Origin of the sequence: Tenacibaculum halocynthiae (assembly GCF_964512825.1) — a bacterium.
Taxonomy (GTDB): domain Bacteria; phylum Bacteroidota; class Bacteroidia; order Flavobacteriales; family Flavobacteriaceae; genus Polaribacter; species Polaribacter halocynthiae.
Window position 1 is genome coordinate 21985 of sequence record NZ_CAZELG010000042.1, and the last position, 26605, is coordinate 48589.

The 26605-nt window shown below is 28.3% G+C and carries 24 protein-coding genes; 9 read left to right on the forward strand and 15 right to left on the reverse strand.

What is annotated here, in order from left to right; translation table 11 throughout:
* Positions 1-74: 74 nt before the first annotated feature.
* From ACKTTQ_RS15940 to ACKTTQ_RS15955, 4 genes are all read left to right on the forward strand, one after another.
* Positions 75-1580, forward strand: a complete 1506-nt coding sequence (locus ACKTTQ_RS15940; RefSeq protein WP_408049781.1) for a hypothetical protein — start codon at positions 75-77, stop codon at positions 1578-1580.
* 153 nt (positions 1581-1733) lie between these two features.
* The gene (locus ACKTTQ_RS15945; RefSeq protein WP_093870819.1) at positions 1734-3062 is read left to right on the forward strand and encodes a glycoside hydrolase family 25 protein; all 1329 of its coding nucleotides are present in this window, start codon (positions 1734-1736) and stop codon (positions 3060-3062) included.
* 88 nt (positions 3063-3150) lie between these two features.
* Positions 3151-3654 (forward strand): OmpH family outer membrane protein, encoded by a 504-nt coding sequence (locus tag ACKTTQ_RS15950; RefSeq protein ID WP_093870818.1) that lies wholly within the window; start codon positions 3151-3153, stop codon positions 3652-3654.
* A gap of 4 nt (positions 3655-3658) precedes the next feature.
* Complete coding sequence (locus ACKTTQ_RS15955; RefSeq protein WP_408049782.1) at positions 3659-4474, forward strand: DUF1853 family protein; 816 nt, start codon at positions 3659-3661, stop codon at positions 4472-4474.
* Here ACKTTQ_RS15955 and ACKTTQ_RS15960 read toward each other — a convergent pair.
* Together ACKTTQ_RS15960 and yiaA are read right to left on the reverse strand one after the other, a co-directional pair.
* Positions 4449-5372, reverse strand: a complete 924-nt coding sequence (locus ACKTTQ_RS15960) for an EamA family transporter (protein ID WP_408049783.1) — start codon at positions 5370-5372, stop codon at positions 4449-4451. The two genes, ACKTTQ_RS15955 and ACKTTQ_RS15960, sit on opposite strands and share 26 nt — an antisense overlap.
* A 306-nt stretch (positions 5373-5678) precedes the next feature.
* Positions 5679-6158 (reverse strand): inner membrane protein YiaA, encoded by a 480-nt coding sequence (gene yiaA / locus ACKTTQ_RS15965; RefSeq protein WP_093870815.1) that lies wholly within the window; start codon positions 6156-6158, stop codon positions 5679-5681.
* A gap of 149 nt (positions 6159-6307) precedes the next feature.
* Here yiaA and ACKTTQ_RS15970 point away from each other — a divergent pair, with 149 nt between their 5' ends.
* On the forward strand, positions 6308-7819 hold the full coding sequence (locus ACKTTQ_RS15970) for a hypothetical protein (RefSeq protein ID WP_299136158.1): 1512 nt from the start codon (positions 6308-6310) through the stop codon (positions 7817-7819).
* A 4-nt stretch (positions 7820-7823) separates the two neighbouring features.
* Here ACKTTQ_RS15970 and ACKTTQ_RS15975 read toward each other — a convergent pair whose 3' ends face one another.
* Complete coding sequence (locus tag ACKTTQ_RS15975; RefSeq protein ID WP_408049784.1) at positions 7824-8975, reverse strand: class I SAM-dependent methyltransferase; 1152 nt, start codon at positions 8973-8975, stop codon at positions 7824-7826.
* Positions 8976-9066: 91 nt separating this feature from the next.
* Here ACKTTQ_RS15975 and ACKTTQ_RS15980 point away from each other — a divergent pair, with 91 nt between their 5' ends.
* The 3 genes from ACKTTQ_RS15980 (at position 9067) to ACKTTQ_RS15990 (ending at position 11928) form a co-directional block, all read left to right on the forward strand.
* A complete protein-coding gene (locus ACKTTQ_RS15980; protein WP_408049785.1) occupies positions 9067-9405 on the forward strand; it encodes a hypothetical protein in 339 nt (112 codons plus the stop codon).
* Between the two features lie 19 nt (positions 9406-9424).
* Positions 9425-10015, forward strand: coding sequence for a hypothetical protein (locus tag ACKTTQ_RS15985; RefSeq protein ID WP_408049786.1), 591 nt, complete (start codon positions 9425-9427; stop codon positions 10013-10015).
* Positions 10016-10083: 68 nt separating this feature from the next.
* Positions 10084-11928 carry a PLP-dependent transferase gene (locus ACKTTQ_RS15990; protein WP_408049787.1) on the forward strand — a complete coding sequence of 615 codons (1845 nt, stop codon included), beginning with the start codon at positions 10084-10086 and terminating at the stop codon, positions 11926-11928.
* Positions 11929-12015: 87 nt separating this feature from the next.
* Here the strand turns inward: ACKTTQ_RS15990 and ACKTTQ_RS15995 are convergent, their stop codons facing one another.
* The 12 genes from ACKTTQ_RS15995 to ACKTTQ_RS16050 all read right to left on the reverse strand — a co-directional run bounded on the left by ACKTTQ_RS15995 (position 12016) and on the right by ACKTTQ_RS16050 (position 24731).
* On the reverse strand, positions 12016-12978 hold the full coding sequence (locus ACKTTQ_RS15995) for a fasciclin domain-containing protein (protein ID WP_093870809.1): 963 nt from the start codon (positions 12976-12978) through the stop codon (positions 12016-12018).
* A 196-nt stretch (positions 12979-13174) separates the two neighbouring features.
* On the reverse strand, positions 13175-13759 hold the full coding sequence (gene hisIE, locus ACKTTQ_RS16000) for a bifunctional phosphoribosyl-AMP cyclohydrolase/phosphoribosyl-ATP diphosphatase HisIE (protein WP_093870808.1): 585 nt from the start codon (positions 13757-13759) through the stop codon (positions 13175-13177).
* Positions 13756-14508 (reverse strand): imidazole glycerol phosphate synthase subunit HisF, encoded by a 753-nt coding sequence (gene hisF, locus ACKTTQ_RS16005; protein ID WP_408049788.1) that lies wholly within the window; start codon positions 14506-14508, stop codon positions 13756-13758. The genes hisIE and hisF overlap by 4 nt, the downstream gene beginning before the upstream one ends.
* Positions 14502-15215: a 1-(5-phosphoribosyl)-5-[(5-phosphoribosylamino)methylideneamino]imidazole-4-carboxamide isomerase gene (hisA, locus tag ACKTTQ_RS16010; protein WP_113785967.1), complete on the reverse strand. Its 714-nt coding sequence runs from the start codon at positions 15213-15215 to the stop codon at positions 14502-14504. The genes hisF and hisA overlap by 7 nt, the downstream gene beginning before the upstream one ends.
* 24 nt (positions 15216-15239) lie before the next feature.
* Positions 15240-15821: an imidazole glycerol phosphate synthase subunit HisH gene (gene hisH, locus ACKTTQ_RS16015; RefSeq protein WP_299136140.1), complete on the reverse strand. Its 582-nt coding sequence runs from the start codon at positions 15819-15821 to the stop codon at positions 15240-15242.
* Positions 15822-15826: 5 nt separating this feature from the next.
* Entirely contained in the window at positions 15827-16960 is a 1134-nt protein-coding gene (gene hisB / locus ACKTTQ_RS16020) for a bifunctional histidinol-phosphatase/imidazoleglycerol-phosphate dehydratase HisB (protein WP_408049789.1), read from the reverse strand.
* Positions 16957-17982 (reverse strand): histidinol-phosphate transaminase, encoded by a 1026-nt coding sequence (gene hisC, locus ACKTTQ_RS16025; protein WP_408049790.1) that lies wholly within the window; start codon positions 17980-17982, stop codon positions 16957-16959. The genes hisB and hisC overlap by 4 nt, the downstream gene beginning before the upstream one ends.
* On the reverse strand, positions 17975-19261 hold the full coding sequence (hisD, locus tag ACKTTQ_RS16030) for a histidinol dehydrogenase (protein WP_408049791.1): 1287 nt from the start codon (positions 19259-19261) through the stop codon (positions 17975-17977). The genes hisC and hisD overlap by 8 nt, the downstream gene beginning before the upstream one ends.
* A gap of 11 nt (positions 19262-19272) precedes the next feature.
* Positions 19273-20130, reverse strand: a complete 858-nt coding sequence (hisG, locus tag ACKTTQ_RS16035) for an ATP phosphoribosyltransferase (RefSeq protein ID WP_093870802.1) — start codon at positions 20128-20130, stop codon at positions 19273-19275.
* 282 nt (positions 20131-20412) lie between these two features.
* The gene (locus ACKTTQ_RS16040) at positions 20413-21942 is read right to left on the reverse strand and encodes a tetratricopeptide repeat protein (RefSeq protein ID WP_408049792.1); all 1530 of its coding nucleotides are present in this window, start codon (positions 21940-21942) and stop codon (positions 20413-20415) included.
* 829 nt (positions 21943-22771) lie between these two features.
* Positions 22772-24169, reverse strand: a complete 1398-nt coding sequence (locus ACKTTQ_RS16045; protein ID WP_408049793.1) for a pyridoxal phosphate-dependent decarboxylase family protein — start codon at positions 24167-24169, stop codon at positions 22772-22774.
* A gap of 28 nt (positions 24170-24197) precedes the next feature.
* The gene (locus tag ACKTTQ_RS16050) at positions 24198-24731 is read right to left on the reverse strand and encodes a cysteine dioxygenase (protein ID WP_113785975.1); all 534 of its coding nucleotides are present in this window, start codon (positions 24729-24731) and stop codon (positions 24198-24200) included.
* Between the two features lie 274 nt (positions 24732-25005).
* Here ACKTTQ_RS16050 and ACKTTQ_RS16055 point away from each other — a divergent pair, with 274 nt between their 5' ends.
* Positions 25006-26547, forward strand: coding sequence for a sodium/proline symporter (locus ACKTTQ_RS16055; RefSeq protein WP_408049794.1), 1542 nt, complete (start codon positions 25006-25008; stop codon positions 26545-26547).
* Positions 26548-26605: the final 58 nt, after the last annotated feature.

Here is a 26605-nt window from a genome sequence, read left to right on the forward strand (position 1 = left end):
AAAGGAATTCGGCTATATATTTTATTTTTTTACCAATAATTTTACGTATTCAAACTTAAAATAAAACTATATATATGCCATCTACAATTCCATATGACCCTTCCTTAGTTTTAGGAAATATTGTTTCTAAACAAAAATTAGAAAACATTGTTCAAATTTCAAAATTACAAACTCCTGCTGATGCTGCTGAAAGTGAAATGAATTCACTTATAGCGTTAAAGAGAAGTATAGACATGACCATCCAAGAAATGATTGGTATGGGAATAGATGCTGATGAAGTTATTCAAGAATCTCAACAAGTAGGAGATCAAATAAAAACAGCAGTGGTTGCATATGCTAAAGCTAAAATTGCATCAGAGAAAAAAATACAGCCTTTAAAGTCTAAAATGAATGCTGTTAACGAAAGTGTTGAAAGTCCAATTGACTACAATAAAAGTCAGTTAAAAAAATTAGCTATTTCTTCTGACTCTTTACAAATGAACTGTCAATATTTTTCATTTGATCAAAACACTCAGAGCTCAGCTAGTCATGCAGCAACAGTTTCTGCTTTTGTTAGTGAATCATTAAGTATTTTTGGAGAAGGAAGATCTTCTCAAGCTTCAGCTTCTGCTCAAACACAAATGAATAGTCAACACTCACGCCATAGTATTGCTGGTACATTAGTGGTAACTATTACTTGTACACATAAAAATGCTCAAGTATTTGCACCTTATATACTTGATGTTGATAAAGCTGTTAGAGTATGGAACAGTATGAACCCAGACAATATGATTAAGACTAACGACCCTGGTTCAATTGCAGCTATAGAAGCTAAATCTGACACTAAAGAAGATGGCTCTTTCAATATTTTGTCAGGAGCAACTTATGGATCATCTTTTGTTGGTATGGTACATGTGTTAAATACTACTGAATCTCAGTCTAGTCAAAGTATGGAATCAATTGCTGCTTCTATGCAAGAAACATTTGATATTGGTGGATGGTTTGCCTCTGGTACTGGTGGTTTTGGAGTAAGTTCTTCATTTTCTAATAGTGCTAAAAATTTATTAAGCACACAAAACGTTACTTCACATGCTACCCTTATAACTATGGGTATAATACCTTCTATTAAATCAAATCAAGTAGCAATGGCTGTTAAAAGCTTTACTGATTTTGATCCTCAAAAATCTATGGAAGAGCTAGCTACTTTACAAGGAGCTACTGCTAGTGAAAATAACACTATAGGTGAAGCTGCAACTGCTGCTAGAACTGGCGAACAAATGATTCAGCTTAAAAACGCTACTATTGCAGCAACTCTTAGTGGTGTATCAGATATTGATGATGGGCAAAATCAAATTATCGATACTAACTCTATGATGACAGCATTAGAAGATTACGTGAATAAATGTATTGAAGGTGGTGATAACCTTGGTGTACCTGTAAACTATTACTTAAAACCAATAAGTCAATCTGAAATAGCAAGAGCTTGGTTAGCAAAATACTATCCAAACAAATACAATCAGGCTGGTGCCGCTGATGATAGTACTAGTAGTACTTCTAGCACATCAAGCACTTCTGACAGTTCTGGTGCTTCTGATGAATAGTTTAATTAATAGCTTTCCATGGTTACGTTTTAAAACTAAAAATGGAATAATAAACTATTAAATAGAACTTTATATATTTTAAGTAAGTAGCGTTAAATATAACGCTACTTACTATTTTAATTTAAAAACACTCCTAGAAAGTCCTTTATTTAAATGAAAACTTTTAATGATTTTGAAAAGAAAATTATACAAGAAATTAGTAAGTCTCCTATTAATGAGATTACTGATGTAAAAAACATCTTGGAAAAAATCTTCTTTAACAAATCTGAAGGTAAAGCAATTATTATACAACTAAATGAACAATACGCAATGTATTTTTTATCAGTTGAAATTTTTGATGATGTTGACAAAAGAAAAACTGCCATTCAAGAATTTAGTCAGTTTGTTACTGTATTAAATTATTTAGATTCACATGGATATATTTCTATATTCAGAAATAATCATTATGTAAGAGAACGAGTAAGCTTTATAAGTGATGAGTTTATTAACCCTAGAATTGAAAACAAAAAATTAGTTTTAAATAATGAAGGTTTACATAGTATAAAACCTGAAGAAATTAAAAATAAAAACGGTGTAGTACTTTATAAAGGAATTGAATTTAATGATAGTTTTTTCATTATTAAAAACATGATTGGAAAACTATTAATATCCGATCGTATTTTTGAGCTTATAAAATCTTTTGAACCTCAAACAGAAGAAATCATTAAACCAAAAACAAACTTTTTTCATAAGTTTCATTTACTAAGCCTTATACCCGCTTTTTTACTACTATGTTTAACAGGCTTATTTTTCACTCATCATCACAAAAAAACACAACAATTACTACAAAAGTACGATTCCATAATCCCACATAAAAAACCAATAATAACTACTCCAACTAAAGTTGCTATTAAAAAATACGGAATAGATATTTCAAGATGGAATGGAAATGTTTTAAACCACTCTCTTCCTGATAGTCTTTCATTTGTTATATGCAAAGCTACAGAAGGTTTAACTTTAACTGACCCTATGTTTCGATTAAATTGGTTACGAATACAAAAAATGAATTTAAAAAGAGGAGCTTACCATTTTTTCATCATTGAAGATTCACCTGTAAAACAAGCTGAGTATTTTTGGAGTAGGATTAAAGATAGAAATATTAACGATTTCCCTCCAATAGTAGATATTGAAAGTGGGAGTACCAACTCTATTCCTAATGCAAGCACTATTCAAAAAAATTTACTAGCTTTTATTACCCATCTTGAAAATTTATCAGGAGTTCGCCCTATAATATATTCAAGCTATTATTATGCCAACGAATACTTAACTAATAAACTCTTTAGCAGATATCCTCTATGGGTAGCTGATTATGATTCTAAAAAACAACCCAAAGTACCAAATGTTTGGAAAGACAAAGGCTGGTTACTTTGGCAAAAAACCTCTTCTTTTAAAGTTAACTCAATTTTAACCGACTTAAACGTACTTAATCAAAAGAAAAATTAATGGTTTTATATTCATTAAAATAAATTTTTAACTATTTTTTAGATTACTACCTCACTCACTTTTATATATTTGCTGAAAACGAGAAAACATGAAATTAAAAATCACTTTTTTTATAACTATTTTTTTTATCGGATTAGCTAGTGCTCAAACTAAAGTAGGTACTGTTAATAGCGATTTAATTATTGGTAAAATGCCTCAAATGAAAAGTGTTATAAAAAGACTTGAAAATTACAGTAAAGAATTAGACTCTTCTTTTCAATTAAAAGCTAAAACTTACCAATCAAAAATAGAAGCTTTTAAAAAAGTAGAAAAAACCATTACTGATAATGACAGAAAGACAAAAATTCAAGAATTAGCAGCTATAGAACAAGATATGGCAAAGTTCCGTAAAAACGGTAGCACTATGATGCAACTTCGCCGTGATGAATATATGCGCCCACTATATAGAAAGTTAAATGAGATTGTTAAAGAAGTAGCTAAAGCTAATGGTTATAGTCAAGTTTTAACCACTAATGGAAATGAATTTGCTTATATTGACGATCGTTATGACATTACTAAATTAGTATTAAGTAAACTAGGCATTAAAGAATAATTTTATGCATCAAAAATCGAAAGATTTGCAATTACAATACGAAGGATTTATACAAACACCTTTTCTATGGCATGGAAAAGGTGTTTTTGATTTGATGCAGTTTGAAAGTAATACTTCTAACACAAGTTCTTTTTCTGCTACCATTGAAAAGAAACTTAGGCTCGGTAAATTAGTAGAACGGTTTGTTTCTTTCGAATTAGAACAAAAAGATTCGATTAAGATACTTGCAGAAAACATTCAAATACAACGAGAAAAAATTACCCGTGGAGAATTAGATTGTTTACTTACTCAAAACAACACTTCTATTCATTTAGAAATAATATATAAATTCTATTTATATGACTCTTCTCAAGGATCGAGTGACATTTACCATTGGATTGGCCCTAACAGAAATGATTCTTTATACCAAAAACTAACAAAACTCAAAGAAAAACAACTACCTCTACTCTACTCTGAAGAGTGTAAAAAATATTTAGCTCAATTAAGTCTACCTATTAATCAAATTAAACAGCAAATATATTTTAAAGCACAACTATTTGTTCCTATTAAAGACATAAAGAAAGAATATTTACTAATAAACAATCAATGTATTAATGGTTTTTATTGTTCTACAAAAGAATTATTTCAATTTTCAGATTGTAAATTTTTTATTCCCAAAAAACACGATTGGCTTATTATACCTCATACGAATGTTAATTGGCATACACATTCGTCATTTTTACAAGAACTAACAATATTTATGTCAGAACAAAATTCGCCTCTTTGTTGGTTAAAAAAAAGTAATGGTGAATTAATTAAATTTTTTGTGGTTTGGTGGTAACTTTAAGTTTTGCTATTCTTTTCCTTGAAGTAATAAAATAAACTCCAGTAAGTAATATAATAGAAGCAACTATTGATTGTGTTGTTAATTCTTCATCTAAAAAATACCATCCTAAAAACAATGCTATAACTGGATTCACGTATGCTGATGTGGCTACTTTTTCTGTAGAAACAGATTTTAATAAATAATTAAATGCCGTAAATGCTACAATACCTCCAAATATAATAAGAAGTACCATTGATATTTGAGTTTTAAAAGTCCAGTTAGTAGGCGGATTCCAAGTTTCTCCAAATACTAAACTAGCTACAAATAATAAAAAACCAGCTATCAACATTTGATACCCTGTACTTACAAAAAAGTTTTTAGGTAAATCTGCTTTAGAAACAAAAACACTACCATAACTCCAACTAAGTACACAGCTAAAAATCATAAAAATCCCCAAAATACTTCCTTCTGTATTTGAAACCTCTTGTTGACTTACCAATAGATACATACCTAAAACCCCTAAACCAACTCCTATAATTGATTTTCTTTGCATTTTTTTACCATCAATTAAGCGCATTAAAAACAACACAAATAATGGTTGTGTTGAAGCTAATAAAGCAGCAAAACCACTATCTACATATCTTAACGCCCAAACAAAAACACCGTTCCCATACACTAAAAAAAGAAAACCAGCTATAGTTGAGTTTAAAAATTGGCTTCTGGTTATTTTCAATGTTTTTTTCATAGCTTTCGCTATAATCATAATTAATATACCTGCTGAAGTAAAACGCATAGAACCTAATAAAAAAGGCGGTATTTCAGCTACAGCAATTTTATTAAACAAATAAGTAGATCCCCAAATTACATAAATTGAGAAAAACGCTAGTATTATTAATAATGTTGATTTTTTCATGAAGTTATTGTTACGTAGATAAATGTACTGCTTTATTTACTTTAATCCTTAGATTTTTTTTATTCACTTATTAAAATTAATCATTCATCTACACTTTTGGTTCCTTTAACTAAAAAGCAATTCTTTTAGTACATATCTATAATATCTTTAAACTATAATTTAAAATTTAATTTTCATTTTTAGTAAATAAATTAGTAGTTAGTTTGAAAAAAAAAGAGGTAATCCGGGGGGACTGCCTCTTTTTAATTTTAACTTTTACAAGCTAATCATATAGCGATTTATTATAAGGTAAATATCTTCGCTTCTTTATTCATTTTGTGAATTTATTTTAATATATTCTATATCTCTTGTGTTTTTTTGTACTGATATAGCAGCAAAAAGACTTAAAGTAAAAGACATACCATAGAATCCTTTCTCACTCAACAATAACTCAGCGTTCCAAAGTCCAATCACCAATAAAACAATAGAAGTAATAGTTGTAAACCAACTCATTCCATAATATATCTCAGTCACTTTAACCCCTTCTAACTTATCTCTTACAGATTTTTGTACAGAAATAACAGAGAAAAGAGCAAACAATAATACTGTAAAATAATACCCCTTTTCATTCAACTTCATATCAGCATTCCATAACCCAATACAATAAGCAGAAATACCTATTAATAATACTGACCAAGAAGCACCGATAAAAGCTGATGTTGGCTTTTGATTAAATACCTCATTTATTTTCTCTTTCTTTCTTTTTGTTTTGTTTTTATCTTCAAAACCTTCTACTTGATTGTTCATGTTTTTTATTTTTAAATATGCTACAAAAATGATAATTGATCTAATTATAAAAAAAACATAATTACACAAAAACTAATGATATATTCTACGTAAAAATTACAATTAACCTTATATTTACAGAGAAAAATAAAAATTAAACCAACTATATAATGTCTAATATCGAAATAATAATTTCTTCTTTCTCTACCGATGAACAGCAAAAATTTATTATTTTTTTAGAAAAAAAGAACAAGAGAAAAGACACCAAGAATGTTGATTTGTTTAAACTCATCTTAAAAGGTGAAACTTCTACAAAGATTATTTGTGAAACATTATATGGTAGCTTAAAAAAAGATGCTTATTATACACTTAAACAAAGATTATACAACTCTTTAATTGATTTTATTGCCGCCAATAAATTACAAGGTGAGAATTCAACTGACATACAATTAGTAAAATATATTTTAGTAGCTAGAGATTTCTTTATGCATAAAAATTATAAAGCAGCATATAAAATACTAGATAAAGCAGAACTAGTAGCAAGAGAGTTTCAACTTTTTACAATTTTAACTGAAATATATCACACTAAAATACAATACGCATACACAATTCCAACCATTAACATTAATGAAATAATTGATTCCTTTAAAGAGAACCAGAAAAATCAGCTTCTTCAAGAAGAGTTAAATATAGTATATGCTAAAATTAGACAAAATTTAAAAAAAGTTAATCAGAAAAATGGAAACCTTCTAGACTTTCAAACAATAACTAGTTCTATTTTTAAAGAGCATAATATTAGTATTAACGACTCAATGTCATTTAAATCATTATATCAACTAATAACTATAGTTAGCATTTCTGCTTTTGCTACTAAAGATTTTATATCAGTAGAATCATTTTTAATAAGTACTTATAAAAAACTAGAAAACAAAAAAGAAAATAATAAACAACTATTTTATCATATCAGAATACTTTACCTAATAGCAAATACTTTATTTAGAAATAAAAATTTTGAAAAATCTATTTATTATTTAAATCTCATGCATACTTATATGCTATTAAACAAAAAAAAGTACTACAACAATTTTAAGTTTAACTATTTACTTCTTTTTGCTTTAAACAAGAATTACACTAATAATCAAAGTGAAGCCATACAAATCTTAGAGAATGTCATCACCAAAAAAAATATCGAAACTAAAACTGCTTTAGATGTTCATCTAAGTCTGATCATGTTTTATTTTCAAAACAATCAACTAAAAAAAGCAAGTCAATTATTTTCAAAATTCTACCACTCTGATAAATGGTATATTGATAAAAATGGAATTGAATGGACAATAAAGAAAAACCTAATCGAAATCTTATTACACCTAGAATTAAGAAACATTGATGTATTTGAATCAAGACTATTAAGTTTCAAAAGAAAACATTATACTTATTTAAAAAACATACAACAGTTTAGAGTTATCAATTTTTTAAAACTTGTAGAAGTTTATTATAAAAACCCCCAAATTATTACTACAAAAGATTTTTTTAATAAAGTTGAAAGTTCATTTGAGTTTATTGGAGCTAAACAAGAAGATATTTTTGTTATGAGCTTCTATGCTTGGCTAAAAAGTAAAATGAACCAACAACCTATATTTATTAGTACTCTAAATTTAATTGAACAAATTAAACTAGAATAGTTGATTATAATAATGTTTCTAAATAATGCTTTTCAATAGCATAGGTATTTTTTAAACTTGATATTTTAGATTCTATCTTAGAACTATCAATCTTTTTAGATGATTTACTCCCTACTAACATTACATTTTTACGTGTATGTTCATTGCTTATAAATTCAAATACTTTAGTATTATAATTATTTTTCTCTAAAATTAACGCACGAATTGTGTCAGTTACCATTTCAAACTGACGCTCTTTAAATATTCCATATTTTAAAAGTGGACTTTCTTGTTCTTTACCTTTAACTTGTTGGCGAATTTGTTTATGACAACACGGTGCGCATATAATTAATTCAGCCTTTGCTGACAACCCTTTATAAATAGCATCATCAGTTGCTGTATCACAAGCATGTAACGCTATTAAAATATCAATTTTATTATTGTCATACTCCTGAATTGGTTGTGCTACAAATGATAAATTTTTAAATTCACTCTTCCTTGCTACATCATTACAATAATTAACTAATTCATTACGTAACTCTATTCCTGTAACAGTAGCATTAAACTTTTTCTGATTCACTAAATAATCATACAAAGCAAATGTTAAATACCCTTTGCCTGAACCCATATCAACAATATTAATATGCTTTGGTAATTTAGCTGACTTTAAAAGGCCTTCAATAATTTCTAAATATTTATTTATCTGACGATACTTGTCTGCCATTTTATGAATGACCTTCTCTTCTTTATCAGTGATACCTAAATACTGTAAATACTTACCTGCCTCTGCTAGACGCTCTTTCGGTTTATCGTGAGTATCTGGTAACTTATTTTTAAAACTTGGGGCATTAAGTTTATATGAAACTTTTTTCTTTTTAGAAATAAAAACTAATAAATCATTTTTTAAAGTAAATAACGTTGCAGCTCTAAAATTATCTAATAATAAAATTTCTAATTCAGACAAAGCTTCAGTTATTGTATAGTTTTTCACTTTATCATTTGTAGTATAATGATATGTGAATTGTAAAACTTCTGCACCTTTTATTTTTACTAATCTTATATATACATTTGGTAACCCATCACTCTTCTTTATTGGCTTACTTAAAGTCATTTTCACAAAATTAGCATTTAAAATGCTTTGACTTAAAGTATCTCTTAATTGTTGAAATTCATTCATGATGCAAAAATAGTTAATATGTTTCTAATTAAACACCAGACAAGGACACTAAAAATAAGGTTATATTTACTTACTAAATAAAAAGAAAATCATGAACGATATTGGCTGTGTTATTTATACCGAAACAAAATCTGGTATTAAAGCTGAATGGATTTTTTCTGAGAATAAAAATATCACTAAAGGATTTGGTATTGGTACAAGAATAACCAAACTAAACACCTTAAATAGGTTTGAAGGTACTTTTGAAATTGTATATACAGATATAAACGGAGTCAAATCACCAAAATTAGAGCTAATTATTTCTTTTCAAGCTGGATATTATTATTTAACATGGATAAATAATAATACTACAACTGATATTGGGATAGGTTTACTAAATGATGGTAAATTAAGTGTTGGCTACCGCCAATGGGAAAAAAGTTTAAAATAATAAAGTATAAATACACTTTATGAATACTGAATTAAATTCAATCTTGAATAAAGCTAGTATTAAATTAATTGAAAATCAAAAAGAATTAATAATCAAATCTGTATTTAAAGTTTCAAATAAATCTAATATTGGTGTTCTTTTAATTTTTTTGGGGGGCATATTTATAATATATGTTTCAATTTTTAAATCTACAGACTGGTTTTCAATAATATTAGGAGGTTTATTAGGAGGAATAATGTTTATTATTTCTCTATTAACTCTTATTGATCAAACTTCTAATTATATTAAAATTACAAAAAAAGAAATTAAATTTAAACATAAGTTAAAAACTCAATGTTTTACTTTAAATTCTAACATAAAAATAAAAATGACTCAATATCGTGAGTACACTAAATCAAGAACAAACACTTACTACCAAAATATAACTTTATATTTAATAAACTCAAAATCTAAAATTGAAATATTCAGTTTTTTAATTGAGGGAAAAGATGGAAAGGAAGCAAAGAAACTAGGTAGGATAATTGTTCAGAAATTAAATAATAGAATAACAGGCTTAAAAAAAAACATAAAAATATTTACGCTAATTTATCAACTGTTAATATATAACTAAACGTCTTAAAAATTATTTAAAAAATTTCTAATTAACGTATCTTGCAAACCTATCTTAAGATAACAATTATGCAAGACAATAAAATGCTAAATTATATTAAAGATGTAGTAGAAAACATGCCTACTGATTGGCTTAATTTAACTACACATCGACTAGATATTTACGAAGAAAAATTAGCTAAAACTCAATTTTTAGAACAATTTGAGGCTTTATATGAAAAAAACGACGCGAACTCAATAGCTTTAAGCGAGCTACCAACTGCTTTTGATTATATACGCTTAGGTCATCCTTTATCTTGCTTACTTGAATGGGCTATTGCAAACCTAAATAATTTAGATGCTGAAAATGTTATTTCTTTTTCATCTAAAACTATTCCTGTTTTAGCTGTTCTAAGAAAAAACTTATTAGCAAAAAAAAATACTCGAATAATTTACACTGGTAAACTACCAGATTTTTTTGATACTGAAATAGTAAAAGATATATATGGCTATCAATTTGAGTTGATAAAAGTTGAAAATATTAACGAAGTGTTAGAGTTTAATGGAAGTACTATTTTTATTTCTCAACAAAACAAAATATGTGATTTCAATCTTACTTCTAATATTGACTTCTTTATTAACATCGATGATAATTTAGGAAGCATTTTAGTTGTAAATGGCAATGATAACAAAAGTTATATTTCAGAAATTCAACATGTTCGAAGAAGAGAAACTATAGCTATGACACCTGCTAATACTCTTCATGCTTTAAAGTCTCTTTTAAACCTAAAAATACCTAGCAATAATGCAAACAACATTGATATAACTAAATCAAGTGTTTTAAGCTCAATTAAAGAAATTACCGGAGCAAACACCAAAGCTGTTGTTGCTTCAAGTGGTCTTTCTATGCAATATGCTATTGTAATGGGACTAATTCATGACGCTGTTGAAAATCATAAAGGAAAAGCTATTAAAATAATTGTACCTCCAAATTGTTATGGAGGCACTAATGATCAAGCTAGAAGAGTTGCTACATGTATAAATAATGTTGAAGTAATGGACTTACCTGTTGATGGTGGTAATGACATGGTTAAAAGTATTGATATTGTTTTAGAAGAAATTGCAAACCAAAACGCTGTTCCTTATATAATAGCAGAGATCCCTACAAACCCTAGAGTTGAAGTACCTGATTTATTAGAATTGAAAAATGTTTTAAATAAAAAACGAACTACATCAACTGGTGAGACTGCTATTGATCCTGTTTTTATTTTAGATCAAACGTTTTGCCCAAACACTCATTTTTTAGGTGAAAACGAGATACTTGCATCTACCAAAACTATATCATATGTTAGCGGATCTAAATTCCCTAGTGGTGGTCAATGTACAGCTGGATATTGTGTTGCTAATAAAAAATCGGAAGCTTTAATGGAAAAAATAGATTTTCATTTACGCCTTTGTGATAATGAAGCTACAAACCTTCAAATGGAAATCTTAGCAAAACAATTGCCATCTATGAATCAAAGAATTCATGATGCTTATAAATATACTCGTGAATTTGTAAACTTCATAAAAGAAAATCTACCAGATGCAAAAATAAATTTTGTGTCAGAAGAATTAGCAAAAAGTGGATTTACCCCTTCTGTTTTTTCATTAGATCTTCCAACAAAAGGAAATACTGATGAAGAAAGAGAAACTTACAAAAGGGCTTTAAATCTTAAATTAATAAATTTAATGATCACTGAAATCCCTAATGAAAGTAAATTTTGTGTAAGTTATGGTCAATTAAAAGGATGCTACTGGACAATACCTGCAACCTCAACTCAAGGGACAACTAAAGAAGGAGACAAAGACTATATTGTTCGTGTTGCACTTTCATCTAATTTAGATTTTGAACGTCATAAAAAAGTTTTTTTAGATTTTGTTAACCAAATCTAAATCTTACATATTATCATTTCACAAAAAAACTGTCTAAAAAATTATTTTTAGACAGTTTTTAATCCCTAAATATTAATTACTACAAACCTAGTTTGCAGGCAAAAGAACACTATCAACTACATGAATTACTCCGTTTGCTCCCTGTACATCAGTTGAAGATATAACTACTGATTGATTGCTAGTTGTTTTCAATTTTGCACCACTTGACAAGTCAACCGTTATTTTGTCTCCTGATAGCATTGTTACCTCTTGATTATTCGTTAATTGTTTAGACTGAACATTTGCTCCATTAACAACATGATATTTTAATACAGCATCAAGAGTAGCTATTGGAATATCCCCAATTGAATTCCAAGAAGAATTAGTGGCTAATAATTCTTCAAAAGCTCTGTTAGTAGGTGCAAAAACGGTAAAAGGACCATCTCCCTTCAAAACAGTTACAAAATCAGTTGTATGCCTACTATCCGTTAAAGCAGTTACTAAATTAGTAAAACCTGAATTATTTAATGCTAATGTAACAACATTTGGAGGTAACATTACTTTATCAATAATATGTACTACTCCATTTCTAGCTTCCACATCTACTGTAACAGGTTTTGAATCTCCATTAAATTCAACACCTCCAGTTGTTTCAACTTGTAATGATAAATTTTCATCATTCGGACCAGTAGCCAATGTATTTACATAAACATTTGATAGATCTGTTGATTTAACTTTTGAGGTTAGTACATGAAACATTAATACAGTTTTTAAGGTTTCAACAGGAATATCATCCAATGAATTCCAACTACTGTTAGAATCTAACAATGCTTGAAAAGCATCATTTGTAGGAGCAAATACGGTAAATGGGCCATCAGCTTTTAATGCATCAACCAAGCCTGCCTTTTGAACAGCAGAAACTAAAGTACTTAATGTTGAAGTTGCAGATGCTAATTCAACAATATCTTTTTGTTTTTCATCAATTACATCATCATCGCTACATGAAGTAAAAGATGAAAGACACAATAATAAACTAAGTGTTAGAACAGTTTTAAAATTTTTAGTAAACATTTCTAATAGATTTTACATTAATACCTACTCTTTTTTTTATGTCTTTTTTCGGTTAATTTAGACATTGTTTAACATTTATACAAAAAATCTAAACAAAATTGATTTAGCTAAAAAAATAACGCTTTGATTAAGATTTCTAAAAGCGTTATCCAAATATACGATTTTTTGTTTAACAAACAAGAAAAAAAGTTAAACATTAATTTCTTTTCTTCAAAACATCTTCAATTTCGAGTAATGTAAAACCTTTTGCCTTTAATAAAATTACAAAGTGATATAGTAAATCAGCCGCTTCATTTTTAAACAAACTATCATTATCATCTTTTGCTTCAATAACAAGCTCTACAGCTTCTTCTCCTACTTTTTGAGCTACCTTATTAATACCTCTTTTAAACAACTTATTAGTATATGACGTTTCTATATCATTATCTATACGATTACTTACAATTCTTTCTAATTCATATAAAAAGCCTTTTGACGTTTCTTCAGCAAAACATGAAGTCGTTCCTTTATGACAAGTTGGCCCCTCTGGCACAACTTTTATTAAAATGGTATCATTATCACAGTCAATTTGAATATCTTTTACTAATAAAAAGTTACCAGATTCTTCTCCTTTAGTCCATAATCTATTTTTACTTCTACTAAAAAATGTAACTTTTTTTTCTTTCTTAGTTTTCAAAAAAGCTTCTTTATTCATATACCCCAGCATTAAAACTTGTAATGTGGAATTATTTTGGATTATAACTGGAACTAATCCATCTCCTTTTGTAAAATCTATATTCATCGTACTGGTATATTTTGTTTTTTTAAATATTGTTTAAGTTTTGGCACTGGTATTTCTTCAAAATGAAAAATACTGGCAGCTAATCCTGCACTAGCTTCAGTTTTTGTAAACACATCTTTAAAGTGCTCTTCTTTTCCTGCTCCTCCTGAAGCAATAACAGGAATATTAACAGCTTTACTAACTGAATTTGTTATATCAATTGAAAATCCGGCTTTAGTTCCATCACTATTCATTGAGGTTAGTAAAATTTCTCCGGCTCCAAGTTTTTCTATTTCTTTACTCCAAGAAATTGTTTCTAATTCAGTTTCATTTCTACCTCCTTTTGTAAATACTTTCCATAGTTCATTTACATATTTAGTATCAATAGCAACAACTACAAATTGACTTCCGAAACGGTTTTTTAAATCTGTAATTAATTGTGGGTTTTTAACTGCGGATGAATTTACACTCACTTTATCAGCACCTGCTTTAATTAAAACTAACGCATCATCTACTGAACTTATTCCTCCACCTACAGTAAAAGGAATATTAATTTCTTCAGCAATACGTTCAACTAATTCTACTAATGTTTTACGATTTTCAACGGTAGCTGTAATATCTAAAAACACTAACTCATCTGCACCATCTTTTACATATTGCTTCGCTAATTCAATAGGATCTCCAGCATCTTTAATATCTATAAAGTTGACTCCTTTCACTGTTCTACCATTCTTAATATCTAAGCATGGTATAATTCGTTTTTTTAACATAATTGCTCTAATTCTTTTAAGGTTATGTACCCCTCATAAATTGCTTTTCCTAAAATAGCTCCTTCACATTTCATTTCTTTTAATACTAATAAATCATTAATAGATGAAACTCCTCCACTTGCTATTAGATTGACATTCGTTTCTTTTATTATTTCTTTATACAAAACATTAGAAGTTCCCTGTAACATTCCGTCTTTAGCAACATCAGTACAAATGACATTCTTCATTCCTATTTCCTCATATTCTTTAATAAAATCAACAACATCTACCTCTGAAGTTTCTAACCAACCATGTGTTGCTATTTTTCTATTTTTACAATCTGCTCCTAAAATAATTTTATCACTTCCGTATTTAGTTAACCATCCTATAAAAACATCTGGATTTTTAACAGCTATACTACCACCTGTTATTTGACTAGCTCCATTTTCAAAAGCTATACGTAAATCATCATCAGACTTTAATCCTCCTCCAAAATCTATTTTCAAATTAGTCTTTGTAGCTATTTGTTCTAAAATTTTATAGTTTACTATATGATTAGATTTTGCTCCATCTAAATCTACTAAATGTAAAAATTGAATGCCACTGTCTTCAAATTCTTTTGCTACCTCAACTGGGTTTTCATTGTATACTTTTTTTGTTGCATAATCTCCTTTTGTAAGACGTACACATTTTCCTTCAATAATATCTATAGCTGGTATAATTCTCATTTTTCTTTATTTAACGGTTATTTTTTAAATGATTAGAAAGTTATTTAATAATTTTTCTCCAACGCTAGCTGATTTTTCGGGATGAAACTGCATTGCATAAAAATTATTCTTCTGCATTATAGAACTAAAAGGAAGTATATAATTACAACTAGCAACTGTGTCACTACATACATCTGCATAATAACCATGTACATAATAAACATCATCTAATTCATTCAAATTTTCAACTACCTTAGATTCTTTTATTTCTGAAAAATTATTCCAACCCATATGAGGTACTTTTTTTAAAGGTGGAAATTGCTTTGTAACTGTATCAAAAATACCTAAGCACTTAGTATTTCCCTCCTCAGAGAAAGTACACATAAGCTGTAATCCTAAACAAATACCAAGCACTGGCTGCTTTAAAGAAATTAAAACCTCATCTAATTTTCTTTCTTTTAAATACGCCATTGCAGAACTTGCCTCACCTACCCCAGGAAAAATAACTTTTTCAGCCTTTCTTATTTCTTCAGCATCATCAGTTATTATACTGGCAAAGCCTAAACGCGTAATTGCATTTTGTACAGATCGTATATTCCCTGCATTATATTTTATAATTGCTATCATATTAATTACAAAGTCCCTTTAGTTGAAGGTAAAATCATTTTACTAGTATCTCGTTTTACAGCTACTTTTATTGCCTTAGCAAAAGCTTTAAAAATTGCTTCTATTTTATGATGTTCATTAGCTCCTTCTGCTTTAATATTTAAGTTACATTTTGCTCCATCAGTAAATGATTTAAAGAAATGGATAAACATTTCAGTAGGCATTTTACCAACCATCTCTCTTTTAAACTCCGCTTCCCATACTAACCAATTTCTACCCCCGAAGTCTATAGCTACTTGTGCTAAACAATCATCCATGGGTAAACAAAAACCATAGCGTTCAATTCCTAGTTTATTCCCTAAAGCTTTATTAAAAACTTCACCTAAAGCTATAGCAGTATCTTCAATAGTATGGTGCTCATCTACTTCCAGGTCGCCAACAACATTTATATCTAAGTCCATTTGCCCATGACGTGCAATTTGATCAAGCATATGGTCAAAAAAAGCAATTCCAGTATCAATTTTACTTTTGCCTGTTCCGTCTAGGTTTAATTGAATGTTAATTTTTGTTTCATTTGTATTTCTTACTACACTAGCTGTTCTTTCATCTAACTTTAAAAACTCATAAATAGCATTCCAATCATTACTTTCTAAAGCTATAAACTCATCTAACTCACTTCTTTTAACAGTAATTTCATCTGTACCTAAAAAAGTTTCATCATTTATATATATACCTTTAGCTCCTAGGTTTTTTGCTAATTCTACATCGGTTAAACGATCTCCAATTACAAATGAACTTGCTAAATCGTATTCATCAGAAAAAAATTTAGTTAACAATCCTGTATTAGGTTTTCTGGTTGGTTTATTATCTTTAGCAAAAGTTCTATCAATAATTTCTTCTGTAAAAAGTATACCCTCATCCTTTAAAGTATTCATAACAAAATTATGAACAGGCCAAAAAGTATTTTCAGGATATACCTCAGTACCTAAGCCATCCTGGTTAGTTACTAAAACCAATTCAAAATCTAATTCAGAAGCAATTTTACTTAAGCCTTGGAATACTTTAGGATAAAATTCTAATTTTTCAAATGAGTCAGTTTGTTCATCTGCTGGTTCTTTAATCAAAGTTCCATCTCTATCTATAAATAATATTTTTTTCATAATTGTTTTAATGCGTTTATTAACTTAGTATTTTCTTCTGCACTTCCTATGGTTATTCGTAAACAATTGGCTACTAAAGTATTTCTATTTCTTGTAATTATTTTCTGTTCTACTAAATTGGAATAAATAGTATTAGCATTAGTTACTTCAACCAAAATAAAATTAGCTTCTGATGGATATATTTTAGTTACTATTTTTAAAGTACTAAATTCTTTTACTAATTTTTCCTTTTCATTGATAATAATATTTTTGTTTATCTCAAACTGTGCTATACTGTTTAACGACTCTAAAACAGCATTTTGATTTAATGTACTTACATTATAAGGTGGCTTTACTTTATTATATAAATTTATTATTTCAGAATTAGCATATGCTGCTCCTACTCTTACACCAGCTAAACCCCATGCCTTACTAAATGTTTGACTTATAATTAAATTTGGGGATGCTTCTAATTTAGTAATATAGGATGCTCTTGAACTAAAATCAATATATGCTTCATCAATAATCACCATTCCATTAAAGTTTTCAAGTATATAAGTTATACTATCATCATTAAAACAGTTACCTGTAGGGTTATTTGGAGAACAAATGAAAATTAACTTTACTTCATCCATTTCTAAATAAGGCTGCAATTGATTTAAATTAATTTGAAAATCAGCTAAAAGTGGTTGTTTAATCAACTCTACATTATTAATAGCTGCAGATACATCATACATCCCATAAGTGGGAGAAAAAGTTAATGCTTTATCTTTTCCTGGTTCACAAAAAATTCTAAAAGCTAAATCGATTACTTCATCACTTCCATTACCAATAAAAATTTGTTCTGATTCAACATTTTTTAATTCAGATAATCGTTTTTTAACTTTAATTTGCTTTGGGTCTGGATACCTATTTAAGGTTCCAAATGGATTTTCATTCGCGTCTAAATAAACTTCTGCGACTCCTTTAAACTCATCTCTTGCAGATGAATACCCTTTTAACGCTTTTATATTGGTGCGAGTTATTTTTTCTAAATTAAACATTATCTATCTCTTTTAATCTTAGAGTTACTGCATTTTTATGTGCTTGTAATCCTTCTGCTTCTGCCATTAATTCTATAGTTTTACCTATATTTTGAATTCCTTTTTTAGTAATTTTTTGAAACGTAATACTCTTTGTAAAACTATCTAAATTAACTCCAGAATATGCTTTTGCAAACCCATTAGTAGGTAAAGTATGATTAGTACCAGAAGCATAATCACCAGCACTTTCCGGGGTATATTTTCCTATAAATACAGATCCTGCGTTTACAATTTGATCTATAAAGAAACCATCATTTTTAGTTACTATTATTAAGTGTTCAGGTGCATAGTCATTTACAAAACTTATTACTTCATCCTCATTTTTAATCAATACTGATTTTGTATTTTCTAATGCTTTTATTACAATTTCCTTCCTTGGTAATTTTGCTAATTGTTTTTCTATTTCTATTTCAACTTTAGAAAATAAGTCTAATGAATCTGACACTAAAACAACTTGACTATCTTCTCCATGTTCTGCTTGACTTAATAAATCTGATGCAACAAAAGCCGCATCTGCTGAGTCGTCAGCTATTACTAATAATTCACTTGGTCCTGCTGGCATGTCAATTGCGACCCCAAATTTGGTTGATAACTGTTTTGCAACAGTTACGTATTGATTTCCTGGTCCAAAAATCTTAGACACTTTAGGTATTCTTTCTGTTCCAAACGTTAAACCAGCGATAGCTTGAATACCACCTACCTTAAAAATTTTAGTAACTCCTACTAATGATGCTGTATATAATATTACTGGATTTATTTTACCTTCACCGTCAGGAGGCGAACACAAAACAATCTCTTTACAACCTGCTATTTTTGCAGGAACCGCTAACATTAAAACGGTAGAAAATAAAGGTGCAGTTCCTCCAGGAATGTATAGCCCTACTTTTTGAATAGCCCTTTTCTCTTGCCAGCATAAAACTCCTTCTACTGTTTCTACTTCAACTTTATCTGTTTTTTGAGCAGTATGAAAAGTCTCAATATTTCTTTTTGCATCTTGAATAGCATCTTTCAACTCTTTAGAAACTAATTTTTCAGCGTTTTCAATTTCATTTGAACTTACTTCTAATGTTTGTAATTCAACCTTATCAAATGTATGTGTGTATTTATTTATAATAGCGTCTCCGCCTACTCTAACTTCTTTGAAAATTTGATTAACCGTTTGCTCTATATCCTCTACAGATTTTGTTGGTCTTTGCAATAATGATTCCCAATTATCTTTATTCAATTCTACTGCTTTCATCTGCTTTATTTTTAAACTACCATTTTTTCTATTGGACATACTAAAATCCCTTCAGCTCCATTACTTTTAAGCTCATCAATAATTTCCCAAAATTGGTTTTTATCTAAAACTGAATGTACAGAACTCCATCCTTCTTCTGCTAATGGTAATACAGTTGGACTTCTCATTCCTGGCAAAATATCTATAATCTTTTCAAGCTTATCATTTGGAGCATTTAATAGAATATATTTAGAGCGTCTTCCTTTTAAAACTGATTGAATTCTAAACTGTAATTTATTTAAAATATCTTGTTGAGCAACTTCTAATTTCGGAGAAACTGCTAATACTGCCTCTGATTTCAATATTACTTCTACCTCTTTTAAGTTATTTTTAAATAACGTAGATCCACTTGATACAATATCACATATTCCGTCTGCTAATCCTATATTAGGTGCTATTTCTACAGACCCATTAATAATATGTAACTGAGAACTGATATTATTTTTTGCTAAATAATCTTGAACTGTTTTAGGATAAGAAGTTGCTATTTTCTTGTTCTGAAAAAAAGACAATCCCTCATACTCTTCTCCTTTAGGGATAGCTAAAGAAACTTTACATTTTGAAAAGCCCAATTTTTCTACAAACTGAATATCGCCTCCTTTTTCAACTAATAAGTTTTCTCCTATTATTGCAGCATCAACTACCCCATCTTTTAAATACTGAGGAATGTCTCCATTACGCAAGTAAAAAATTTCTAATGAAAAATTACTTGACGATGCTTTTAATTGGTCTTTACCATTATCTATGGATATACCACAGTCTTTTAGAAGTTGTAAGGAATCTTGATTTAATCTTCCTGATTTTTGAATTGCTATTCTTAATTTACTCATGTTGTTAGTTTATTTGTTTGAGTAAATCTTTTCGTGAAGATAATTTCCTTTTAATCAGAAATAAAAAACCCGTTTGATTTACTCAAACGGGTTTAAAATATATTTTGTTTTTATTCAATACATCTTCAGTTCGCTTGAGTGCAAATATGATGATGATGATGTAATTGAATAAAAATCATGTTCTTATTTTTGTTGATGCAAATATCCGTAATATTTTTTTGATTACACAAGTTATTTTTAATAAAAAATATTTTTAAACATTTTTACTGCTTTTGTTTTATTTTACAACACACTCAGTAAATCATAAATATTATCTTCTTTATCGAGCCCCATTTTTTTCTTAATTCTATACCTTGTTGTTTCAACACTTCTTGGCGACACATTTATAAGCTGTGCTACTTCTTTACTTTTTAAGTTTGAAATAATATATGTACAATGCTTTAGATCATTTATTGACAAACTAGGTGTATGTTCTTTCAATTTATTAAAAAAATCAGGTCTAATTTTTTCAAACTGTATTTTAAAATCCTGCCAAAGTTCTTCTTCAGAAATCAAAGCTAAAAGTTTTTTATTTACTGTAATTAAATAACTAGAAGCGCTAGAATTATTTTCAGTATAAATTTCAATATCGTCAGTTATTTTTCTAATAGCATCATTGTAAGTATTTATTTTTAAAACTCTAGAGAAGGTAGCTTGCTCGTTTAACTTTAATAAGTTTTCTATTTCTTGTTTCTTATCGACTAAATCATGATTCTTATTTTTTAGATTCAAAATCAAACTTTGTAAATCAGAATTTAATTGTTTAATTCTATTATTTTTTTTCTTATTTTTTTTGATTAACCAATAAAGAACTATCGTTAACAATAGAAAAGTTACAATTATCAAAACACTTAATAGTAACTGTTTACTCTGAGTATCTATTATTGCTTCTTTTTCTGACTTTAATTTACTTTCTAAATCTAGTTCTTTTATAAACGACTTACTTAATTTACCTTCATTTTTCTCATTAGTTTGTCGCAAGTTTTGATTAACTTTTTTATACCTTTCTAAGGCTAAAGTATACTCTTTTTTAGATTCATATATTTTAGCATACGTTTCATTAATAAACCCATTTACATAACTATCATCTGATGCTGCATATTTTTCAGCCTTCCGTAAGTTTTGAATTGCCTCTTCATTTTTATTCAATTCAAAATTATTATCAGCTATAAAATAATACAAACGACTAATTCCTCCAACACGTTCTTTATCTTCATCAATTAACTTTAAGCAAGTTATTGCATACTCAGAAGATTTTTCCCAATTCTTCCTTTTCCTTTCATTTAATGTCAAATTATAATAAGAATCTATTTGTTGGGGAAGTTCATTAATTTTTACATAGTTTTTTATCGCTTTTTTATATAATTCTTCTGCTTTTATATAATTCTTTTTTCCCATTGAGACACAAACACCCCTTGAATTATAAATAGTACCTTTTAAAAGAATGTCATTTGTTTTTTCAGCTAAATCAAATGATCTTAAAAAATAGGATTCAGCTTTTTCATACCTCTTCAAATAAAGATTACTTACTCCTTTTAAATAATAAATTTTACTATTTATAGAATCTTCTTTTATTACAAACTCATTTAACTTAATAAAACGCAATACGCTATCTAATAACCGTTCATTTTCGTGTTTTTGAAACAAATAATAACTGTGAACTATTTGTTCTTTATAATTATTAGGTTTTAACTGTTGATCAGAATTCTGTGCATTTAAGAAAAAACTACAAAAGCCCAAAAAACAGTACATAAAAGCAGTACTTATTTTCATTACGTCCAAATTCTATAAATAATTTTAGTTAAAATTTAAAGAAAACCCCTAATCCTTACTTTTTAAGTTCTATAAATATACATCAAAAATACTACATATGATAAAAAAATGATTATTTAAACACTTCAATTTATTAGATGTAATAAACTAATAAACAATAATAAAAAGCAATAAATCAAGGTTTTTAAACATAAAATAAACATACTTCAAAAACACTACAATGAGTTTTTGCGCTATTTCAACTTATATATTTGATTAAAGATTTATTAATTTTCCCCTTGTTAATTCATCTATAATAAATTACCAAAAAGCAATTATAATATTACCTACTACATTGCATTTTTGGTAATTTTTTTGTTTTTTATACAAACCTCACTTATTAATTTACGTTACTATTTTTATTTTTTTCTCTAGAAAATCACCAACACGCTTCAAAAGAAAAACAAAAAGCTGATTTTCAAATATTTTAGCTATTTTATTAAGTATAATTGTAGTATAAAAATATAACACATCAATACTACTACATAGCTATAAAGCCTTATTTTATCTAGTATCTTTGTAAAGAATTTATTAATTGTTTCCCCTTTTTAGTAATTTCAATTATTAAGCTATCAAAACAATCATTCCCTTGAAAAATTAAAAAAATTTCATCCCTGTTTTTGATAGCTTTTTTATTTTTTACTATCACTTCTAAAACAATACAAGTTTTTAAACTTACAAAGAGTCGTTTTTTCAATATTTATAATTGAATAAAACTTCTATAATTAACTAACGCTGTAAACAAAAAAAACACCTTAAAAAGGTGCTTTTTTATTCAATAAAAGTTTTTTTAAATACTAATTTCTTTCATTTTCTTTAAACTAGGTGTTTTCTCAACAAAACCTTCTAAAACTTTAAAAAAGTTTAGTATATCTTCCTTCTCATTATTTGCATTAATCGTAACTAACCTAATGAAAGTATTTTCTTCAAAAGAACCAAAGCCAACAACAGTTACTTGATGTTCATACAATGCAGTACAAAGCTCAGTAGGGTCAATATTTTTGTAATTAAAACAAATAGATATTGAATCATCAAAACTATATAATGTGTAATCAGAATTATTTCTAATATAATCAAGAGCAACATTAGCTAAATCAAATTGCTTATCTACAATATTTCTTAACCCTTTTCCTCCTACAGATTTCCATAATGTCCAAAATTTTAAAGCATCATTTCTTCTACCACACTGGAAGGAAGTTTTACCTAAATTAAAATCATCTCCATCAGTTTGATACAAATAATCAGCATCATTACTAAATGAATCATACAACTGCCTTTTATCATTTACTAAGATAATTGAACAAGTTAACGGTGTACCAAGCATTTTATGTGCATTGTAACTAAAAGAGTTTGATCTTTCTACTCCCTTTAAAAGATGTTTATATTTTTCGCTAAAAATTACACTTCCACAATAAGCACCATCTACATGAAGCCACATTTTATACTTTTCTGTAATATTAGCAATATCATCAATTGGATCAAAAGCACCTAATACTGTTGTACCTGCCGTAGCATTAACATAGGTAGGGATAAATCCATCGTTTATATCTTTATTTATCTGCTCTTCTAACAATTCTGGAATCATTCTTCCTTTAGAATCAGCTTTAATATATCGAATATTATTTCTTCCTATTCCTGTAAAACTAACATTCTTTGAATTCGAATAATGAGACTCCTTTGATGTATAAACAATTAATGGCTTAGACATTCCTTCTAATCTACATTTGGGATCTTTTGCATCACGTGCCATTACCAATGCCATATAATTACTCATTGAGCCTCCTGTTGGAAATGTACCATTACTTTTAGATCCATACCCTATTAAATCACAAGATTGTCTAATAATTTCTTGTTCAATACCAACTTGAGGACCAGCCACCTTGTATGTATACATACTATTATTAAGCATTACTGCTAATAAATCACCTAAAATTGCTTTACTCTGCCTTCCTCCAAAAAGTTGATTAAAAAACAATTTGGTTGCTGTTTTTGGAGTTGAAACAAGAATTTGACGTAATAACGTTTTAAATTCATCATCTATCATTCCTGAATCATTAAGAGATAAATCAATTGAATCGTATAATTTTTTTGCGTCAATTCTTTCAGCAACAGGGCTACTTTCCTCTTCTTTAATAAGAGTTTCTACTAGTTCATTAAATAAAGTTAAATCATTATTTATATTAGACATTTTTACTCTTTTTAAATTTTATTATTAATTAAACTGTCGTATTATAAGTTAAAAATCTACTTATAAAAGTTTTTGTTTTTTCATCATAAGCTCTACATTCACGAATTGGCTTTGCATATAAATGAAGTGACATACTTCTTTGTTTAGAAACATTTTCCAAGCTATGAAATCCCATAAAATCTTTCATGTAAGTAACTTCATTAGGTTTAGAAACTGTTGATTTAATAGCATATAACTCTCCTTCTTCATTCTCTTTATATATAACCTCTCTAAATTCACCATCAATAACTTTCACCCAACACTCTTCACCTCCATGATCGTGTATTGGAGTAGCATGTCCTTCACACCAACAAATTAATATCAGTTCAAAATTTTCATTATTAATGATACAATTTCTAGTATAACACTCGTTAGACCAGGAACTATATTTATCAAATGCGTTCGGTTTAAATTTTATGGATTGTATTATGTGACTAAAAGTCGTCCTCTCTCCCTCAGTGAGAGCAGTAATTAATTCATCTAATGATTGTGGTACTTTTGGAGTGTGTTCGCTAGAATTCAAATAGGTTTCTACTTTTGGGGTTCATTTAATTTACAAATTCAAGGTCATTCCTTAAATCCAACTAAATAATTTAATATGATTAATTCAATCATGCTAAGTTTAACAAATATAGCCAATTTTATGATTTTTATTAATTTTTAAGCTTAAAATATATAAAAAAACACCAATTCTGATCATTTTTTGAGTACTTTTCAAAACCTTTAAAATATTTTTAATAAACTCATAAGTTATTTATGCACATAAAAGTACACAACTAACCAAAAATTGAACCATTATGCAAGACCCAAATTTAACAATCAAGATAGCTGTATTAATAGTCTATGTTGGAATACTTTTTTTAATTGGAATATTTGCCTCAAAACGAATAAAAAGTATGAGTGACTATTATGTAGGTGGAAAAAACATGGGCTTCTGGGCTGTTGCTTTTTCTGCAAGAGCAACTGGTGAATCTGGTTGGTTACTCATTGGTTTAACTGGAATGGGTGCTATGGCAGGATATTCTGGATATTGGGTTGTTGTTGGTGAATTATTAGGCGTATTTGTTTCTTGGCAGTTTATGGCTAAACGTTTCAAGAAAAGATCAGATTCCTATGGAGCAATTACTATCCCTGATTATCTTCATAGTCATTTTAAATCAACAACTCAAACACTACGAATTTTAGCCGCATCAGTATTAGTAATTTTTATAGTTATATATGTTGCTTCTCAAATAGATGTTACAGGAGTTGCTTTTAGATCTATGCTAGGAATTGATTATAAAATAGGGGCTTTAATTGGATTTTTAATAGTACTTGCTTATATATTTATTGGGGGGTTTGTTGCCGCAGTTTGGTCAGATTTATTCCAAGGATTACTCATGTTCTTTGGTCTCGTTTTATTACCAATAGTAGTTTGGTTTTCTATGGATCACGGAACTGGAGTTACTAATAGTTTAAATACTATAGACCCAACATTAACACAAATAATGGGAAGAAGTGAAGATGGATGGATGAATCTTTTTACAATTTTAGGGTTTTCTATGATTGGTTTAGGTTTTCTTGGTTCCCCTCAGGTTTACGTCCGATTTATGTCTATAAAAAACAAAAAAGAAATAGATAAAGGTAAATGGATTGCTGTTATATTTACATTGTTAACTGATGCAGCGGCAGTAACTATAGGAATTCTTGCTCGTATTTATTTTACAAAGGAAGGACAAGATCCTGAAGCCATTCTAGGAAATAACGGTGAAGATGTATTAAGCATGATTACTGAAAGCTTTTTACCCACAATACTGGTTGCTATTTTTATCGCAATCGTTTTATCTGCAATAATGTCTACTATCGATTCGCTTTTAATTTTAGCATCAAGTGCTATTACAAGAGATTTTTATCAAAAAATATTTCGTCCAGATATAAAAGATGAAAATCTTACAAAAATATCAAGAACTTCAACTATTATAATGGCATTTACAGCATTAATAATTGCTATTATAATGAATTACCTATCGCCTGACAGACAAATATTCTGGGTAATCATTTTCGGTTGGTCTGGTATAGCAGCTACTTTTTGCCCAGTTATTATTCTCTCTCTTTTTTGGAAAGGTTATTCAGAAAAAGGGGCTATTGCTTCCATGGTATCAGGCTTTATAGCTGTAATACTATTTAATTTTGTTTTTAAAGAATTAGAAAATATAGGTGAGTACTTTGTTGCTCTTGACGTACTTGCTCCTTCTTTTCTAGTTTCAATGATTATTGGTATTATTGTATCAAAAATATTTCCTCCAAGAGCAGAAGCTATTAAAATGATTGATGAAATTGATTCAAAACCTGAAAAATAACACCTTATACTTTATCATATAAAAGCATAAAAAAAGCTCAAGTTAATAACTTGAGCTT